Origin of the sequence: Staphylococcus sp. GDY8P85P, assembly GCF_017892405.1 — a bacterium.
GTDB classification, from domain to species: Bacteria; Bacillota; Bacilli; order Staphylococcales; family Staphylococcaceae; genus Staphylococcus; species Staphylococcus borealis.
This window is the reverse complement of sequence record NZ_JAESLA010000012.1, coordinates 30,239-46,330: the sequence shown is the minus strand read 5'-3', so window position 1 is coordinate 46,330 and position 16,092 is coordinate 30,239. Positions and strand designations below refer to the sequence as shown.

16 protein-coding genes are annotated in these 16,092 nt (G+C 33.5%); 3 read left to right on the top strand and 13 right to left on the bottom strand.

Annotated features, from left to right (window positions below):
- Positions 1-429: 429 nt before the first annotated feature.
- Positions 430-1,719: an arsenite efflux transporter membrane subunit ArsB gene (arsB, locus tag KA828_RS02410; RefSeq protein ID WP_204193884.1), complete on the bottom strand. Its 1,290-nt coding sequence runs from the start codon at positions 1,717-1,719 to the stop codon at positions 430-432.
- Between the two features lie 266 nt (positions 1,720-1,985).
- Between arsB and KA828_RS02405 the strand changes: the two genes are divergently transcribed.
- Positions 1,986-3,593, top strand: a complete 1,608-nt coding sequence (locus tag KA828_RS02405; RefSeq protein WP_204193779.1) for a MutS-related protein — start codon at positions 1,986-1,988, stop codon at positions 3,591-3,593.
- A gap of 165 nt (positions 3,594-3,758) precedes the next feature.
- A complete protein-coding gene (locus KA828_RS02400; RefSeq protein ID WP_204193777.1) occupies positions 3,759-4,940 on the top strand; it encodes a DUF418 domain-containing protein in 1,182 nt (393 codons plus the stop codon).
- Between the two features lie 91 nt (positions 4,941-5,031).
- Here KA828_RS02400 and KA828_RS02395 read toward each other — a convergent pair whose 3' ends face one another.
- The 8 genes from KA828_RS02395 to KA828_RS02360 form a co-directional block, all read right to left on the bottom strand.
- Positions 5,032-5,583 (bottom strand): DUF805 domain-containing protein, encoded by a 552-nt coding sequence (locus tag KA828_RS02395; protein WP_107629339.1) that lies wholly within the window; start codon positions 5,581-5,583, stop codon positions 5,032-5,034.
- Positions 5,584-5,723: 140 nt separating this feature from the next.
- On the bottom strand, positions 5,724-6,590 hold the full coding sequence (locus KA828_RS02390) for a hypothetical protein (RefSeq protein WP_107629340.1): 867 nt from the start codon (positions 6,588-6,590) through the stop codon (positions 5,724-5,726).
- Positions 6,591-6,734: 144 nt separating this feature from the next.
- Positions 6,735-7,739 (bottom strand): N-acetylglucosamine kinase, encoded by a 1,005-nt coding sequence (locus KA828_RS02385; protein ID WP_204193775.1) that lies wholly within the window; start codon positions 7,737-7,739, stop codon positions 6,735-6,737.
- A 13-nt stretch (positions 7,740-7,752) separates the two neighbouring features.
- Positions 7,753-8,841, bottom strand: a complete 1,089-nt coding sequence (locus tag KA828_RS02380) for a DUF871 domain-containing protein (protein ID WP_204193773.1) — start codon at positions 8,839-8,841, stop codon at positions 7,753-7,755.
- A gap of 294 nt (positions 8,842-9,135) precedes the next feature.
- Positions 9,136-9,453 (bottom strand): PTS lactose/cellobiose transporter subunit IIA, encoded by a 318-nt coding sequence (locus tag KA828_RS02375; protein WP_053030137.1) that lies wholly within the window; start codon positions 9,451-9,453, stop codon positions 9,136-9,138.
- 14 nt (positions 9,454-9,467) lie between these two features.
- Positions 9,468-10,763 carry a PTS sugar transporter subunit IIC gene (locus KA828_RS02370; protein ID WP_053030138.1) on the bottom strand — a complete coding sequence of 432 codons (1,296 nt, stop codon included), beginning with the start codon at positions 10,761-10,763 and terminating at the stop codon, positions 9,468-9,470.
- 24 nt (positions 10,764-10,787) lie between these two features.
- Positions 10,788-11,090: a PTS sugar transporter subunit IIB gene (locus tag KA828_RS02365; protein ID WP_053030139.1), complete on the bottom strand. Its 303-nt coding sequence runs from the start codon at positions 11,088-11,090 to the stop codon at positions 10,788-10,790.
- Positions 11,091-11,103: 13 nt separating this feature from the next.
- Complete coding sequence (locus tag KA828_RS02360; RefSeq protein WP_204193765.1) at positions 11,104-11,955, bottom strand: MurR/RpiR family transcriptional regulator; 852 nt, start codon at positions 11,953-11,955, stop codon at positions 11,104-11,106.
- Positions 11,956-12,142: 187 nt separating this feature from the next.
- Here KA828_RS02360 and KA828_RS02355 point away from each other — a divergent pair, with 187 nt between their 5' ends.
- Entirely contained in the window at positions 12,143-12,817 is a 675-nt protein-coding gene (locus tag KA828_RS02355; protein ID WP_210125329.1) for a M15 family metallopeptidase, read from the top strand.
- A 27-nt stretch (positions 12,818-12,844) separates the two neighbouring features.
- On the opposite strand, the gene KA828_RS02350 is transcribed toward KA828_RS02355, so the two are convergent.
- The 4 genes from KA828_RS02350 to panB form a co-directional block, all read right to left on the bottom strand.
- Complete coding sequence (locus tag KA828_RS02350; RefSeq protein WP_245336021.1) at positions 12,845-13,738, bottom strand: hypothetical protein; 894 nt, start codon at positions 13,736-13,738, stop codon at positions 12,845-12,847.
- Positions 13,739-14,038: 300 nt separating this feature from the next.
- Positions 14,039-14,422: an aspartate 1-decarboxylase gene (gene panD, locus KA828_RS02345; protein WP_011274512.1), complete on the bottom strand. Its 384-nt coding sequence runs from the start codon at positions 14,420-14,422 to the stop codon at positions 14,039-14,041.
- A 3-nt stretch (positions 14,423-14,425) separates the two neighbouring features.
- Positions 14,426-15,280, bottom strand: a complete 855-nt coding sequence (panC, locus tag KA828_RS02340) for a pantoate--beta-alanine ligase (RefSeq protein WP_119636059.1) — start codon at positions 15,278-15,280, stop codon at positions 14,426-14,428.
- Positions 15,273-16,091 (bottom strand): 3-methyl-2-oxobutanoate hydroxymethyltransferase, encoded by an 819-nt coding sequence (gene panB, locus KA828_RS02335; protein WP_053030143.1) that lies wholly within the window; start codon positions 16,089-16,091, stop codon positions 15,273-15,275. Before panB ends, panC begins: the two co-directional genes overlap by 8 nt.
- Position 16,092 lies beyond the last annotated feature (1 nt).

The window sequence follows — 16,092 nt, the reverse complement described above, 5'->3', positions numbered from 1 at the left end:
TACTATGACACCATCATTTCACCAAAAATTATGCTCGTTTTAATGTCATTAACATGTTTTTTAACTAAGTTTTTAAAATGCATAAAAAAATGAGATAGACGGATCATAGACGACACATCCGTTATCTCACTTAAGTCACTAGTACTAGACGCTCAAAGCTCTTCTAATGACGATTTATGTATATTCAACTATGTATATATCTAAGCCTTATATTACAAGGAGGTTAGACTGCAAGGTGTATAAAAGTTAGTCATTAACTGTTTGAATGGTCGAATTATACTTTAACATTTTGGGATGGCGAGCAATCTAACTTCTCTTGAATATACTTTTAACATGTTATCAGATGATTTAAACTTGATGTCCATCTATTCTTAAAAGCTACGTATCAATGCCTAACTGTCATATTCATCTTGAAATATGATTGATGTGTTAAAAAATGAGTAATGTCAGAAACAGACCTAACAACGTCATAAAGAGTACAGGAATTGTAATAACGATGCCCGTTTTAAAGTAGACCCCCCATGATATTTTAACGTCTTTTTGAGCTAAAACGTGAAGCCATAACAAAGTGGCTAATGAACCTATAGGTGTTATCTTCGGACCTAAGTCAGAACCTATGACGTTAGCGTAAATCATACCTTCTTTAAGCATACCTGTTACTTGTGATTGATGTATGGCAATCGCATCAATTAAAACAGTCGGTAAGTTATTCATAATGGATGATAATATTGCAGATATGAAGCCTACCCCCATAATACTGGTAAATAAGCCATGCGTAGATATCGATGCGAATATATGCCCTAAGACAGTTGTGATGCCCACATTTTTAAGTCCGAAGACGACTAGATACATACCTAGTGAGAAAATCACGATATTCCATGGCGCACCTTTGATGACTTTTCCAGTAGAAACAACGTCTGATTGACGTGCCAAGAGTAAGAAAATAATGGCGACAAAGCCGGCTATTAGAGACACTGGTACGTGTATGAACTCGCTGACAAGATAACCTATTAGGAGTATTGCTAAAACAAGCCAAGACATACGGAATAATTTCTGATCTTTGATTGCAGTATTAGGACTTTGAACCTTTTGAATATCGACTGTCTTCGGAATAGACGTTCGGAAATACAGCCAAAGTACAATGATGCTTGCAATTAATGAAAATATATTGGGCATAAACATACGACTCAAATATTCTACAAAACCAATATTAAAATAATCCGCTGAAACGATGTTCACTAAGTTACTTACTGTAAATGGTAATGACGTTGTATCCGCGATAAAACCACTTGCGATAACAAAAGGAAAGATGACTTTCTTATTGAAGCCAAGATGACGTACCATAGCTAACACAATTGGCGTTAGAATCAGCGCAGCACCATCATTCGCAAAGAAAGCTGCAACAATCGCACCGAGAATCATGATGTACACAAACATTCTGAAACCGTCACCTTTAGATGCTCGAACCATATGTAAAGCAGCCCACTCAAAGAAACCTATTTCATCAAGAATCAATGAGATTAAAATGACCGCCACAAATGTTAACGTCGCATTCCAAACAATATGCATTACTTCTACAATATCTGACCAACCCACAACCCCAGTAATGAGTGCTAAAACTGCGCCTATAACGGCCGTTATTCCTATATCAAGTCCTTTGGGTTGCCAAATGACAAATACGAGCGTGATAACGAAAATAGTAATTGCTAGCGCTGTCATCATATACATTCACCATGGCACACGCACATGTTATAGTTCATTAAATTATATGTAGATGCTATTTGTTTCTCTATCATAACAACTAAAGCCTCCTATACCATTATTAAGCATATCACGAGCTACAACGTGAAACCTATGTGGCAAAGGTTATCTGAGTAATCCTATATTATTTTTATACTGATATAGCGTGATTGATCTATCTTTGTTAATTACATCATATTATGAAATAATTGTGTAAGCGATTTAAATTTTTAAGGAGTTTAGTTATGAATATTTATCAGACTTATGCGTTATTGGTGATTGGCATCATCATTCTGGGGTTAATTGTGAATATTGCTCTGAACGTTTCAGATAAGCGAAAGTTAATTCATCATATACATACACTTTGGCGTAATAAGAAGCCAATTGAGAACTTTATACGTCCAAATGCTCGTTTAGATTATCAATTTGAGCTCAAGCGTGATCAACACGATAATCTTATTGACGATAAAACATGGTCAGATTTAAATATGGAGGAAATCTTCCATCGCAGTAACTTTAACTTCACAGCAATTGGAGAAATGCGTTGGTTCGCTACATTGCGCAATATGTTTAAAGTTAATGACCATCAACTCTTAGACTACTTTAATAACAATGAAACATTTAGAGTTAATGTATCTTATCATCTCGCTTCTATCGGAAAAGTGGTTTATCCTATCTTTCCAGATCAACTTAAACCGATTAAACGTAATAATTTATTTATGATATGTCCATTCTTACCATTGATTGGCATTATTATCATTCTATTTTCGCCATCAACTGGTGTACTTATAACTCTTTTCGCAGTGCTATTGAATATTATTTTATCTGGTAGTCTTAAACGCACATATGATCAAGATTTGAAGTCACTATTCTACACAGCGAAAGTACTTAAAGAAGGCTATCATCTTGACCAAATTGAAGGCACACCTAAAGTTAAGACGAACTTTAATCACTTTAAAGGTGCGCGTCTATTTAGCGGTCTACTTGGCGAAGTGGGCGATCAAGATATTGGCGGCGCATTCATCATGTTAATCAAGATGGCATTTATGGTTGACTACTTCCTCTTCCATATCATCCAGCATACGTATTATCGGTATCAAGACGAAGTACTCGCCTGCTATGACTATGTGAGTACCTTAGATAATCACTATTCATTAGCCATGTATCGACGCACGTTGGAGACATATTGTGAGCCGACTGTCTGGTCAGAAACCACGCACGTATCATTCGCAAACTTAGTTCATCCTTTACTGGACAATGCCGTCCCAAACGACCTCGACATTAAACACAATATTCTACTAACCGGTTCAAATGCATCAGGGAAGTCAACATTTATGAAAGCTGTAGCTATTAACATTATCCTTGCACAAACGATTGAAACTGCGACAGCCGATACATTTAGCTATCGACCTGGCTTAGTTTATACTTCTATGGCAAATGCCGATGATGTGTTATCAGGCGATAGTTACTTTATGGCTGAACTCAAATCGATTCGTCGCTTATTTGACATAGAAACGACATTGCCCGTTTATTGTTTCATTGATGAAATCTTCAAAGGTACAAATACAACTGAGCGTATTGCGGCTTCAGAATCCGTATTATCGTATTTGAATCAATTGCACAATTACAGAATTGTAGCAGCAACACATGATATCGAACTTTCCGAATTGTTAAAAGACAATTATCATAACTATCACTTTAATGAAACGATTGAAAACAATGAAATTCATTTCGATTATAAGATTAAAACAGGTAAAGCCAATACGCGAAACGCTATTGAATTATTGCGTATTACCCACTTCCCTAACAGCATTTACAAACGTGCCAAAGACCAAGTTAAAGATTTGGATTAACATTGTTTCATGTAAAACATTATCGGCATATGTGGGGTGTTGAGCTTAAATTCTACTTTCATCACTCCACTACTTTGTTGTGATGTTAATTATTTAAGATGGATTTAAGGTACATTTATGCTAGATTTTATCATTATTGTTTACTGTATGTATTGAGGTGACATTATGAAACGTATTACATTTGCTGACAGTTTAAGAGGTTTCAGCTTATTAGGTATATTTCTTGCTAATTTACTTATATTTCAATTTAGTTTATCCGGCAAAGACTACATCGAACATTTCCATTTAAGTCCCATCAACCAAGGCATATTCAATCTTATCATTGTACTTGTTGAAGAGAGCTTTTTACCTATTTTTGCCATATTATTTGGCTTTTCGATGGATAAGTTGTATCAGTCTATGAAATTAAAAGGATTACCACGACCTAGATTAAAATTATTACGTCGTGCCATTTTCTTACTGATTTTAGGCTTTATACATGCATCTTACATATGGGAAGGCGATATCTTAACCGCTTATAGTTTAGCGATGTTATGTGTCATCCCTTTCATTTCACTTAGTACGAAAGCCTTTAAATGGTTTAATATTATCATCATTTCTCTCGTCTTCATCATGGGCATTTGGTCTATGTTTGATGATTCACAACCGTCTACAACATCCGACAATCATGATGCTGCTGCTTATATTCATAAAGTACAGCAGATTTACACACAAGGTAGTTATGACGACATTCATCATGTAGATGACATTGCGCCATCTCCTAAATTTGCAGAATTAAAAGATCAATTAGGTGATAATAAGGGCGCCATCTTCTTGGTAGCCATCCTTTTTGAGGTACCGTTATTTACTTTAGGTATCTTTCTTTCTAGATCTGGTTGGTTCGAAAAAGATGCAAGACACTTTTGGTCGTCGAAATTATTCATATACCTGATACCAATAGCGATTATTGCCAAATCAACCATACTTTGGTTAAATAACGATGCAATTTCCGGTGTACTCCTTGCTATGTTTGGACCTGTTTTATCATTTGGTTATATGAGTTTATTTAAATATTTATATCAACGTCATGAGAAACATCCTATCTTTAAAGGTTTAGAAAATGCCGGCAAAATCTCGCTCACCGTTTATATTACTCAAAGTATTATCGGTACACTTATTTTCTATAGTTACGGTTTAGGATTATTTGGCAAAGATATACTCATCTATACCAGCATTTTATTTATTGTGATTTATATTCTTTTAGTTGTATTAGCAACATTACATCAAAGACACTTCCGATACGGTCCATTAGAATATCTTCTACGTATGTTCACTTATTGGAAATGGCATGTAGGTAAGCGAAAATAGACATACTAAAAAAGGTTCAACGTGGTTATAATGATAAACTACACGTTGAACCTTAATTTATATCGCTAAAAGCATTTTTTTAAACAATGAATTATTCATAATGTCCTTTAAATTTAGGGCTTTCTCCATATTTATTTTTATTAAATTTACTATTTAAACATGTAATCACTAATTGATAAATTGAAATAGCAAATTGAACGAGTGCAAGTAGAAGAATAAACAATAATGCCCAGCCATTGTCACCGTTAGGGTCATTAATATCCCAAATCAATTGACTAATAAAAGATATCACACCTAATATAACCGATAAAATTGGAATAAGCATCGTACGATCGGTGTCATGGAAGCGTCTGACTGTCAATGCTAAATTCGGAATGAAAGTTATAATTGCATATAAAATCATATAAATGATTGTGCCAACTAACATGACTATACTTACTATTGATAACGCTCCAGATTCTAATGCTGCTGAGAACATAACCATGATTAAAGAAGCAATATAAAGAATGAGTACTGGTCCGTAAAAAATGACATGCCATAATTGCATAAACCAGAATTCACTACGTCTTGAGCGTCCTTTAAAATTAAAATAATTCTTCCAAAATAACTTAAATGCTTCGCCAAAACCTACCTTTGGATTCATAAGCATAAACTCCTTTGCGTGATTTTAATTGCCGTCTTTCCCTTCAGTTTCATCGTACCATACTGACATAATTATAAAACCCTATATAAAAAGTTCTCAGGCCAAAACAATTAACATGAGAACTCTATAATATTGGTTTATTAATTTTCTTGTTTAATGACTTTACCATTAGGGTCTAATTTAAGAATTTTATTATTTTTAGTTTTATACGTCCCTAAAATTTCGCCATCTTTATTTCGATAATTGACAATCCAATCGCCACTATGACCAACCATTTTAACATCATCCCATAAATAGTTTGTCTTACCTACCGCAATACCTTCGAAATCTGAAATCATTTGATACACTTGGTTACGGAAATATGTATTAACTGTTCCTGATTTTTCTAAGTATGCTGCAGATAATGGATTATTGTCTTCTTTATCTTTTTTAGATAATTGATCTACAATATTTATTTTGTCAGTTAATTCTGGTAAAGCTTTGTTATCTTTATTAGCTTTATAAACATCAATGAGTTTGACCTCTTTGCCTTTGCCTAATAAGTCTTTATAATCTAATGAACCCGATTGCATACGTCCAACAAAGATTTTGTCGTTACTCACACCAATCAATGCTTCAAAGTTCCCTTTATTAGGTGATACATTGTAGAAATTCATACCTTTAGGTGCATTATCAATATGTTTTTCATATTTCACAAGTTTGAAATCAACTAGCTTAAAGTTTTTATTACCAGACGCAAGTCTGTATTCATAAATACCTGTTAAAATTTCATTCTTAGTCAATGTATAGCGATCGACATCTTCCACACAGAAGGCAAGAGCCAATTTTTGTTTTTCAGTAAGTTTTGCTACTTCTTTTTCCAACTCTTGGTCTTTTTTAGACTTCTTAGATTTTGTTTGTTCTGCATTAGATTTCGTTTTACTATTATCTTCTTTAGAACCGTCATTAGAACCACAAGCTGCAAGTAAAAGTAAAAACACCCCACATATAAATACTAGTTTTTTCATCTATGTCTCCTCATATCATTTGCATTTTTAAAATCAATTAATTATACTATATTTTATTTATAAAAGTGTACTTTGTAAACACTTAATTGCAAGTATTTCTTGAAAAAAAGAAGTGTTCCTTTATCATCTCAGGAACACTCTTTTTTAACTTAATGTATCAATCTCTTTCCAGCTACGTTTAATTGTTTGTTGAATTGTATGAGTAAAACTATTTTCGCTATTTTCTCTTAAAGATAGTGTATAGGCTCCAATCACCGGTGGAAATTTAGGTATTATAATTTCATTACTCGGATAAACTTTTTTTAATTTATTCATAAATGTCTCTTTAAACTGAATATTAGAGAATAGACCTCCACATAATACAATAGGTGGATGATATTGTGCCTTATTAATCGAAAGGAACGAGCCATTAATTAATTCAATCAATGCGTCCATACTGTTACTAATGATATCTTTAGCAACCATATCACCACTGCTGGCAACCTCAAACACTACTTTAGTTAATGAAGCAATTTCTGATCTCATTTCCATATTTTGATAAACAAACGGAATTATTTCTGTTTCTTGTATCAAGTTTAATTGTTGCTTAACCGCTTCAGTTAATTGAGTTGATTGACCTCTACCATCATAATTTTTCATTACTGCAGTAAGTGCTTTTTTGCCTATATCATACCCACTGCCTTCATCGCCTAGTAAATACCCCCATCCACCGACTCTATTCATTTCATTTGTTTCTTTATTAAAGTAATATGATATAGATCCAGTTCCTGCTATGAGTACAATACCAGAATCTCCAAATGTCCCCGATGCCAAAGCACATATAGCATCATTTTCAACGACAATTTTTATCTTATGTAATTTGTACGCTTCCAATGATTTTATAATCAAATGTTTTTCTTCTTTTCTCCCAGCACCACTTAATGATAAATAAATCGTATCAATTTCATTTAAGTCTATCTTTGCTTGTTTTCTCAAATTAGATATCATATTCATTAATATCTCTTTAACAGTGTCCAAACCTTTAACTTGTATATTTGTAGATTCTGCTAGGGTATGTCCAATAATTTCTCCGTAATTATTACCAATGACACCTTCTGTTTTGGTTCCTCCACCATCAATACCAATATAGTATTTTTTATTAATACTCATTGTTATATCAATCCTATTCTTTCACATTTAATACGAAAGATTCCCAAGGCTCTATCATATCTAATAGAAATTGTTCATTTTCAGTTATTTTACCTATAACATTTTTTACACCATCATTTTCCATATTTTGAAGTGCTATCTGCATTTCTCCCTTATAGTGACCATAAGTTTCGTTGCAAATCAAAATATCTCCTCTTTTAATCTCAGAAGTATTATGAGGCGGGAAATCTTTATCTTTGAAATGTACTCTGCTCATTGTTGAGCGAATAACATACTCTGAGACATCGCCACGATTAAAATGATCTTCTTCTAACACAATCTTTTTTTCTAAACTAGAAATTTCAGGATTTAATTCTATATCAAGCGTAGGCATTGATAAATTAATCTTAGATAATGCGTATAACTCTTCCTCAGAAGCAAATGCATTACTTATAATAATATCATCGATTAATCCAGTCATTAATAAGTGCTTTGCTTGAACTTCAATAGGTAAATTTCTATGACTTTCTAATGTAGGTAACCCCTCCATTACTTTCCAAGGCCCTATTTTACCGTGTTGAGATGTTACGAATGCCGCAGTCGTCAATTGATGTTGTTTATATGATTCTGAGGTTTTTTTAAAATGCTTAAATGATATACCTGTATATTTTTGTGGATAGAAATTATGACATCCTATTAACTTATCTCTATCAGGTTTAAAATTTAATACATCATTGATAAATGTTGCACTTGTACTTATATTTAATTCAATAGACATGTTTTGCTTATTATGCGTCATTTTCGCTGTTTCTTGAGCAGAAAATCCAGAATCAATTCGAATCCCAGATACACCTAAATCTTTAAAAAATGATAAGTCTAAATTATCTATTTGAAGATCTTTAAATACTTCTCGATTTATATCAGCTATGACCTCCATACCGTTCTCATTAGCATATTTCACTATTTCCTTAAACTTCTCAAAAACTTCACGATCTTCCTGTTTTACTGATAGCAGATTAGTGAATATACGTTTGAAGCCATATTTCACACTGGTATCAATGTAATTCTTCATTCTCTCTAGATCAGATTGTGTAGGGTAAATTGAAATACCTAATCGATGCATTTACTTGCCCTCCTCAGATTTATAAATAACGCCTTTAATTTTTTTATTTTCAAGTAATTGTCTTGACTGTTCAAAAAATAAAATACTATTGAATATAATCAACACGTAAATAACGGTCCATCCGAATGAATTAATCTCATCAAAGATTAAAACTGGAATACCAATAATAAATGGCATAATAATCAAAAGTAACCATCTGTTAATTACAACCTTCTTAATAATCAACTGTGATAACTTGAAGCAAAAAAATATTAAAATTAATAATCCTAGGATATATAAAAGTCTCATGGAAAATCACTTCTCTTCTAACTTTTTGTATAGCTCAATCATTTTTTCAATTAAACTTTTTTCACTTAATGCTGTCATAAGATGATCTTGTGCATGAATCATTAATAACGACGTATCAACTTTTTCACCATTAATTTCATCTTGTATTAAACGTGTTTGTGTTTTATGAGCCTCTGCCATTTCTCTCTCTGATTCATCAAGAAATTTTTTTGCTTCTTCAAAGTTGCCTTCAGTAGCACTATTTAATGCCTCATAAGCTAAACTTTTTGCATTTCCTCCATGTGCAATAATTTCAAATATCTCTGTTTCATTTTTATTATCCATAACAATTACCTCTCCTAATCTTTTTCAGTAGCGTCTTCATTAAGACTTTGCTCTTGAGCTAACATTTCACGCTCATATTTTTTAAAGAAAGGATAATAAAGTACAATTGCAATAATGATATTGATTAATACTAATATAAGTGCTTTCCAATCTCCATTAGTCGCAAACAATGCACCAATAGGTCCAGGTAATGTCCACGGTGCTAATATGGTAATTTTTGCAATTAATCCCAATTTAAAAACGAAGTACGTAATAGTAGTTAAAACTAAAGGAATACATATGAATGGTAAAGCTAGAATTGGATTCATTACTAATGGTGTCCCAAAAATGAGAGGTTCATTTATGTTAAATATACTTGGAATAATTGAGAATCTACCTACTTTTTTGAGATATTCTGATTTAGAGAAAACCATTAATATACACAGACTTAACGTCGCACCTGCGCCTCCAATCCAGACAAACCATTGGAAAAATGGTTCTACAACGATATTAGGTAGTTGTTCTCCCGCTGCTTTAGCATCAATATTTTGATCTAAGAGCGAGAACCAAATTGGTTGGAAAACAGCACCCATGACAGCAACACCATGAATACCTGCAGCCCATAAAAGAACGATAAAGAATACTGGTATCAAAGCGCCTAACAATGAATCTCCTGCAAATTTACCGAGTGGTTCAAATAGCATGTTAACGATTTTATTTAAATCTACATTTAAAATCACACGGATAAACCATGAAATAACAATAACTAAAGTAGCCGGAATTAAAGACTCAAAAGATCTGGCAACTGAACTAGGGACTTGTTCAGGCATTTTAATAGTAAAACCAGATTTAATAACTAATCTGCTTATTTCTACTGCAAATATCATAGAAATGATAGCTACAAATAAACCAGACCCTCCCAAATCTGCCATAGGCAATACATATCCAACGGCATCCTTTTTAGCTAATTTATCATCTAAATTCAATGGAATATTCATCATTAGAAACGTTGCTAATGAAAGTAAGCCACCTGAAAGACCATCCATCTTATATGATTTTGATAAGTTATAACCCATACAAAATGCTGCGTATAAAGCCATTAACCCCAACGTCATTCTATTTGCAATCATAATCTTCTCAGCATGTGGTTGTACTAAATCTGCGAGATAGGGTATTGGTGGTGATGCAAACAAAGTGAAGAATGAACCGACGATAATCAATGGTAATGTTGCAATAATACCGTCACGAATGGCAACTAAATGTCTTTGCTCCGATGCTTTTGCCATTGGTGTCATTAATACTTTTTCAAGCCATTGTAATATCTTTTGCATAAGACCATCTCCTAAACATGTATATTAGTTATCGTATTCTTTAATTTGTTTTAAAATTTTAGGTGCACCTATTGGTGTATAACCCATTGGATCAACTACATCAACTGGTTTACCAACTTCTTCTCCCATTTTTTTAAATTTATCTAAACGGTGTTTAACTTGTGGGGCAACTAACCCTAAATCATAATGTTCGATTTGATTTTCAAATTCTTCAGATCCTACTGCTTTAATTTCAAGATCATAGTTTTCTTTATCTGCTTGTTTCTTAATTGAATCAACTACCATTGCACTTGACATTCCACCTGAACAAACCATAATTACTTTCATTTAAAACACTCCTCTATTTTAATTTATTGTTTTTTATAGCATTTCTTGTATTCTCTAATTTCTGGCGATTACTTAAATAATCATCACTAGCGATGCAAATATACAAAATATCAATGATGCTTAGCATAGCAATTCTTGAACTCATTGCCCCACTTCGTATCGTTTTTTCGGAAGAACTAACAAACAATTGTACATCTGCTAATTTAGCTATTGAATTATCACCATATTTAGTTATAGAAATAATTTTTGTACCCTTTTCTTTAGCTAATTGCGTAGCGTAGACTATATCTTTAGTTTGACCTGAATTTGATATTGCAATTACAACATCTTCAGAAGATAGGTTAGCACTTAAAGTAACTTGCTCATCAAAACTACTTCCTACATCACACCAATAATCTATACGCGTTAACTTTTGTTTAAAATCTTGTGCAATAATAGCTGATGCACCAATTCCATAAATACAAGTTTTTCTTGAATTGATAATTAATTCAAAAGCTTGCTTAATACTAACTGTGGATAAAATCCTTTCTGTGTCTTTTAAAGTCTTAGTATTGTTATGAAATACTGATTGTGTGACTTCTTCAATTGAATAATCTTCATCAATTTCTGCATAATCGCGTTGTACATTCCCAGGTTCATTTAAATCAAATGCGATTTTCAATTTTAAATCTTGAAAGCCCTTACATTTCATCTTTTTAGATAACCTAACAATCGTAGCTACGCTTACGTTTGTTAGGTCGGCTAGCTTTTGTACTGAGTAATTAATAATTTCTTCCGGATGTTTAAGAATATACTCAGCAACTCTACGTTCCGAGGGGTTTAAATCGCTTAAAGATGATTCAATAAAAATTAAACTACCATGCAATAAACATCACCTCTAAAAGGAATAATATTTCACTTCAATTACAATTTACAAAATATTATTACATTTGTCAAAATCTAATTTGTATGTAATTTAGTTATTTTACATCTTATTTCATTTCTTTTTTTATGCTAATCTTACATTGTAAGAATACTCTATTAACAAACTTTTTTGGGAAAGGAATTATATTGTGAAAAAGCTTATTGCAATTTTAATTTTGAGTACTTTAATCTTATGTGCATGTCATGATAATCATGACTCAAAAAGCAAAAATAATCATGATTCATCACAAAAATCAACTCATCATGTACACAAGAAAGAAATCAAAAATGGTCGAACGTATTATGACGATATTTTAATTGTTAATAAAACAACAACGCTCCCACCTGATTACAATCCTGGTGAAAATCCGAAAGCGCAACGTGCATTACAACGGATGTTTGCTGATGCTGGCGAAGAGGGTGTAAATCTTTATCAGATGAGTGGTTTCAGAAGTTATCAAACACAAGTGAGTCTGTATCAGCAGTATGTTGCGCGTGATGGCGAACAAGCTGCGAATCGATATAGTGCGCGTCCTGGCACTTCTGAACATCAAAGTGGATTAAGTTATGATGTAGGTGCTATTGGATCAAATTGCAATTTACGTGAATGTTTTGGAGATACTAAAGAGGGGCAATGGATTGCACGCAATGCCCATAACTATGGTTTTATTGTGCGTTATCCCAAAGGTAAAGAACAGGTAACGGGCTATCAATATGAACCATGGCATCTTCGCTACTTAGGAAAGGACACAGCTACTAAAGTAGCCCAATCTGGCAAAGCCTTAGAAGAATATGTTCATTCTAAAAAACGCTCAGAAAGCTAACTTATGACTCTCTGAGCGTTCTAAATACTATTCAACCTTTTTTTCTTTGACTACATTACCATTAGCATCGAGTTTTTGAAGTGTGCCATTTTTATTTCTATAGGAACCAACGATTTCTCCATCTTGATTGCGATATCGTACCGACCAATCACCATTTGAATTAAGTAACTTCACATCTTCCCACAAATAACCTGAATCTGTTAAACTAACACCTTCAAAATCTGCAATAATTTGATAAATTTGATTTCTAAGATGTAATCCTACGCCACCCAATCTCTCCAACTGTTTGTAAGAGATGTCATTCTCGTCATAACTAATGTCAGGATACTTATTATCAATATGCATTTTACTTACTAATTCTGGCAAAGCTTTGTTATGTTTATTTTTTAAATAGACATCGCTTAAATTCACTTCTCTACCATATTGCATCAATGCATTATAATCTATGATTGCGGCTTGTGTTCCGCCTAAGAATATCTTTTCATTATTCACACCGATGATTGCAGCAAAATTTCGTTTATCAGGATATACAGTGTAAAAATGCATATCTTTTGGCGCATTTGCAACAGGTTTATCATGCTTAACTAACGTAAAATCGACTAATTTATAATGATACTCCCCAGCTGGTGCTATGGCTAAATAAAATCCAGTTAAAATTTCATTTTTAGTTAATGTATATTGGTCGACACAAAATGCTAAAGCTAATTTTTCCTTTTCCGAAAAGTTAGCTACTATATCTTTAGTTTTTTCTTCATTCTTCTTTTTGCTTTCAAACTTATTTTGTTTTTTATTGTCTTCTGTTGTTTTAGTATCCGTTTGTTTCGAATGTGACTTAGTTTTATCTTCCTTGGACGATTCATTCGTACTACAAGCTGTTAAAATCAACATAAATGTGATGCTAAGTAATATAAATCTTTTCATAAACGAGCCCTCTAATCTAATCAATTTATATAATTTTATTATACTATAAAATAATTATTTAATTAGAGGTTATAGTTGCAATTTAAATCACACCTAATATACACAGAAAGAGTCCGGGACATAAATAATATAATGAAGCTATTTTGCAAATTCGCAGTAGCTGACTGAACTGAGAAGGCGCTTAAATCAAGCTTTTCTCAGTTCTAGTCATCCTTGCGGGGGTGGGACGACGAATTTAAAAGAATTCTGTCCCACTCCCTCGAAATCATTTCAATATTTTTAGACTGCCGTCATACTTATTTATTTAATTATAGTGCCTTCTTTTTCATGAATCATTTGAATAATTTCATTCTTCTCATTCATCACAGCAACTTTCGGTGCATGGTCAACTAATTCACGTTCATCTAATTGAACATAAGTCATAATAATCACCACATCGTCAACTTCAACTAATCGAGATGCTGCACCATTAAGGCAAATTTTGCCACTACCTCGTTCACCAGCAATGACATAGGTTTCAAAGCGGGCACCATTATTGTTATTCACGATGGCTACCTTTTCATTCGGTAAAATATCAACTGCATCCAAGATATCTGCATCTATCGTAATACTTCCAACATAATTTAAATTTGATTCTGTTACTCGTGCTCTATGAATCTTACCATTCATCATTGTTCTAATCATAACTTACGATTCACTTCCTAAAATAATATTATCTATTAACCGTGCTTTCGAGAATTTAACAGCGAGTGATATAAAGATTTGACCTTGTATTTCCGTCGCAACTTCTAAACCGGGGTAACTGTAAATTGCAACTTCATCAATATGACCACGCGTATGTTCCGTTAAATATGCCTTAATCTCACCAACAATAATATGACTACGACGTTCCCCTTGGTTATATAACGTTTGCGCTAATGCTAAACTTTTACTTAGGTGAACAGCCTCTTGTCGCTCATCGTCAGTTAAATATACATTTCGCGAACTGCGTGCGAGTCCATCCGCTTCACGTACAATATCAACACCAACAATTTCAATTGGATGGTTAAAGTCTTCAACCATTTTTTCAACGATTGCAAGTTGTTGCGCATCCTTCTTACCAAAGTAAGCTTTATTAGGACTGACGATATTAAATAGTTTATTCACGACAGTCACAACGCCGTCGAAATGACCTGGACGTTGTGCGCCTTCTAAGACTTCCGCTAGACGTCCCACCTTCAATGTTACACTTAATTCGTTTGGATACATTTCTTCTACTGTTGGATGAAAGACGTAATCCACATGAATAGCTTCAACTAAAGCGACATCTTGATCAATTTGACGTGGATACGCATCGAAATCTTCGTTTGGCCCGAATTGTAGTGGGTTAACGAATACGCTAATCACTGTAACATCATTGTCTTCAACTGAGCGACGCATCATACTTAAATGCCCTTCATGTAAGGCACCCATTGTAGGAACAAAACCAATGGTCTTCCCCGAACGTTTCAATTCTTGCGTAATGTGTTGCATCTCAGCTACAGTTTGAATTACTTTAGTCATTACCATTTACCTCGTTCAATATCTTTTTCTTATATGTGTGTGCTTCAGCTGGAAACGTCCCTGCCTTAACTTCCTCATCATATTGTTTGATGCCTTTAATTCCCACTGAAAAATCACCAAATTGTTTCACAAATTTAGCATAACGATCTACACCATAATTCAACATATCGTGATAAACCAATACTTGACCGTCTGTGTCTTTTCCTGCGCCGATACCAATCACTGGTATATCTAATTGGTCACTAATTAAACCAGCTAAGTCACTAGGGATTGCTTCTAATACTAAGGCAACTGCGCCTGCTTCTTGTACCGCATGTGCATCTTGAATTAATTGTTCAGCTGCATCTTTCGTACTACCTTGTAAACGATAGCCCATAACACCCACGCTTTGTGGCATTAAACCTAGGTGCGCTACAATTGGTATTCCAATTTGTGTTGATTTCTTAATGAAATTAACTAAATGTGCACCTTCTGCTTTTAACGCATTCGCATTTGTTTGTTGATAAAGTGTGAGCGCATTTTTCAAATCATGTTCGTCACTCACACCAACTGCGCCAATTGGTAAATCTACTACTACAAAGGTATCATCTGCGCCTCTGCGTACCGCTTTACCGTGGTGAATCATGTCATCTAGCGTCACTTGTGTTGTCGTCTCATAACCAAGCACTGTCATTCCAAGTGAATCACCCACTAAAATCATATCTATATTTGCATCTTGTGCTTGTTTTGCGCTTGGAAAGTCATATGCCGTAATCATCGAAATTTTTGTTTTCTCTTGTTTCATTTCAACTAATTTTGCTAAATTTTTCATT